At 46.7% G+C, this 1,619-nt stretch carries 2 protein-coding genes and 1 pseudogene; 2 read left to right on the forward strand and 1 reads right to left on the reverse strand.

Annotated elements, in window-relative coordinates:
• Both NC796_RS26505 and NC796_RS26510 read left to right on the forward strand, forming a co-directional pair.
• Positions 1–781, forward strand: a pseudogene (locus NC796_RS26505) (hypothetical protein); the annotation flags it as partial.
• Positions 782–887: 106 nt separating this feature from the next.
• A complete protein-coding gene (locus NC796_RS26510; protein ID WP_310688902.1) occupies positions 888–1,097 on the forward strand; it encodes a hypothetical protein in 210 nt (69 codons plus the stop codon).
• A 214-nt stretch (positions 1,098–1,311) separates the two neighbouring features.
• On the opposite strand, the gene NC796_RS26995 is transcribed toward NC796_RS26510, so the two are convergent.
• The gene (locus tag NC796_RS26995) at positions 1,312–1,605 is read right to left on the reverse strand and encodes a transposase (RefSeq protein ID WP_409070430.1); all 294 of its coding nucleotides are present in this window, start codon (positions 1,603–1,605) and stop codon (positions 1,312–1,314) included.
• Positions 1,606–1,619: the final 14 nt, after the last annotated feature.

Raw genomic sequence — 1,619 nt, forward strand, 5'->3', positions numbered from 1 at the left:
ACGATTTTCTTCGCTGAGTTGGGTGTATTCTTGCATAAGCAACACGAATATAACCCGCTTGGCCGAAGACCTCAGGGGCGCGCCCCTGAGGTCTTCCTACGTGTTGCACTTATTACTTGAACTCAGGGAGAGAAAGAAAAAATTGGCCCAGAATAGACAAGAAAGAAAATACAGCCTTAAACGTAGTTATTATTTCCCAAATCAAAATCTAACCATTTGGCATATTCATGGAGAGCTTTTCGACTCAAGAAATATTATTAAGTCGACAAAGCACTATCATGAAAAATCTATAATGATTGGCTACGAACATTACAGCTCATATTTAAAACAAATACAAGATAATATCAGAGGCCAAAGTGGGACACAAAATATTGAAAAGCAGAGCCTAAATGCTCGATTAAATAATGAGGAAAAGAGTCCTTTTTGGACTGATATTTTATTTACTCATAATATTGACATTATAGGTTTAGGCTTGGACTTCAGTGAAAACCATCTGTGGTGGCTAATTAATCATCGAGCAAATAAAATTCGAAAATTAAATTCTAATGAAGACACTAAAATCAATAATAAAATTGAATTTTATTACCCTAGATTAAATGGGGAAAATAAAAAAGATGAGTCGGATAGCTTAGAGGAGTTAATCAAAAGGAAAAATAAGATTCAAAAGTCAAAAGCGATAGCAGAAGTCTTAAATGCTTTTGAAGTAGAACCAATGGAAATAAGGTGTAACTCATATCAAGATTTTTATAAAAAATTGACAAACACTTATCTCCTTTCTTAATCAACAAGTGCTATAACCTATATATGGCCTCCAATGTCAAGCGCCAATAGTTCTCCCCGGCAAGATTTTTTCCTCGCCTTTCTGCATTCGATCTCCTTCCCGGTGGTTGCTGCTGCAGGCAGTATTCAAACGATGGTTTGCAGCTCGCCGGCTGCACCAAACATATATAGAGGCTCAACATCACATCGGTCGAACCAGCCGGCCAATGGATGGTCCCGCCGTTGCGGGACGGCTTCCCGAACGCTTTCGGGATGCGTGCCCTCCGGCCCGGATGATCACGTGCGGGGCTATGGCCCGGCCGGGCCATTCCAGTTAGGGGTCATCTCGGAGCAGGGGCAGCAGACGCCGGTGGTTCCGGCACTCCACCTGCCAGGCATCGAGTATATTCCGGGGCCGCTGCCGCCTCCAATCACGCGCGTTGAGCTCGGCACCCAGGCCTGGCCAGCTGCGTAGCAGTCATAGTAAGTTGGCTGGCAGAAGGCTCTTGCCATCAGGCTCAGTTAGACCTCGGGCTGGCGGCAGCGCCCCTTTTAGTTCCTTTTGGTATGCACTGGAGATCGTCCTAAAAACTCGTGCTCGTTAAAGGGCTCTTTTCTTTTGAGCATATAGTAAACGGCCACTCCCAGGCGTTTGGCGACGATGGTCAGCGCTTTGGCCTTCCCGTGGCGGGCGATCAGCCGATTGTAATATTTCTCGGCCAGCTTGTTGCCACGCACCTGCAGCAGCGCTGCTTCGGAAAAGGCCCACCGCAGGTGGGCGTTGCCGATCCGCCCGCCGGCGGTCCCGTAGACTTTGCCATTGGAAGATTTTTGCCCCTTGACCAGCCGGGCGTAGGAAC

The sequence above is a fragment of the Aliifodinibius sp. S!AR15-10 genome (assembly GCF_031569985.1).
In the GTDB taxonomy this organism is placed as follows: domain Bacteria; phylum Bacteroidota; class Rhodothermia; order Balneolales; family Balneolaceae; genus JAMQKA01.